The sequence below is a fragment of the Deltaproteobacteria bacterium genome (assembly GCA_009930495.1).
Lineage (GTDB): Bacteria > Desulfobacterota > Desulfovibrionia > Desulfovibrionales > Desulfomicrobiaceae > Desulfomicrobium.
In genome coordinates this window covers 1-1,141 of record RZYB01000450.1, presented here as the reverse complement: position 1 = coordinate 1,141, position 1,141 = coordinate 1, and the positions used below count along the sequence as shown (strand labels likewise).

2 protein-coding genes are annotated in these 1,141 nt (G+C 59.5%); both read left to right on the top strand.

The genetic code is table 11. The annotated features are described in order from the left end of the window. On the top strand, window positions 1–465 hold a 465-nt coding region (locus EOL86_15395), incomplete at its 5' end, for a nitrogenase molybdenum-iron protein alpha chain (GenBank protein NCD26954.1). Window positions 466–664: 199 nt separating this feature from the next. Next, the coding region (locus tag EOL86_15390; protein ID NCD26953.1) for a nitrogenase molybdenum-iron protein subunit beta at window positions 665–1,141 on the top strand (477 nt) is incomplete at its 3' end.

Sequence of the window (1,141 nt, the reverse complement as noted above, 5' to 3'; positions counted from 1 at the left end):
CGGGTCATTCCCAATCTGAAGGTCGACGCGGACAGCCGCAACATCGAGGAAATCGAGGTCGAGGCCGATCCGAAGCTCTTCAAGCCGCGCAAGACCTCGGACGAAATGGCCAAGCTTCAGGCCGCCGGGTTCAAGTTCAAGGAATACGACGGCATGATCGGGGACATGGAGCATCAGACTTTCGTCATCGACGATTTGAACCAGTACGAGGCCGAAAAGCTGGTGGAGACCCTCAAGCCCGACATCTTTTGCGCGGGCATCAAGGAAAAGTTTTCCATCCAGAAGCTGGGCGTGCCCATGAAGCAGCTGCACAGCTACGACTCCGGCGGGCCGTACGCGGGGTTCCGGGGCGCGGTGAATTTTTACCGCGAGATCGACCGCCTCGTGAACAGCAAGGTCTGGAGCTACATGAAGGCGCCCTGGCAGGAAAATCCGGAACTGTCGGCGACCTACGTCTGGGAATAGTTCAAATTCCGTATCAAAGGGTCTGGATTGCTTCGTCGAGGACTCCCACGCAGAGCCTGGCTTCTCGCAATGACGGAATCGCCCCTGTGTCATTGCGAGCGACTGCAAGGAGCGCGGCAATCCAGGCTTTGCTGAACTTCCCGCCTTTCCCGGTGTCGCACGATTGCGCATCTGAAGACGGAACAATGAGGACATATTTATGCTACTTCGACATACACCCAAAGAAGTGACCGAACGCAGCGCCTTGACCATCAATCCGGCCAAGACCTGTCAGCCCATCGGCGCCATGTACGCGGCCCTGGGCATCCACGGATGTCTGCCGCACTCCCACGGCTCCCAAGGCTGCTGCGCGTACCACCGCAGCGCCCTGACCCGACACTATAAGGAACCCATTTCGGCGGCGACCAGCTCCTTCACCGAAGGAGCCTCGGTCTTTGGCGGTGGCGCCAACCTTCTGGCCGCCATCGAGAACATCTTCACGGTCTACGCGCCCGACGTCATCGCCGTGCACACGACCTGCCTGTCCGAGACCATTGGCGACGACCTGCCGCAGATGACCGACAAGGCCATCAAATCCGGCAAGGTGCCGGACGGCAAGCACGTCATCTACGCCAACACGCCGAGCTATGTCGGCTCGCACGTCACCGGCTTTTCGAACATGGTCAAGGGCATGGTG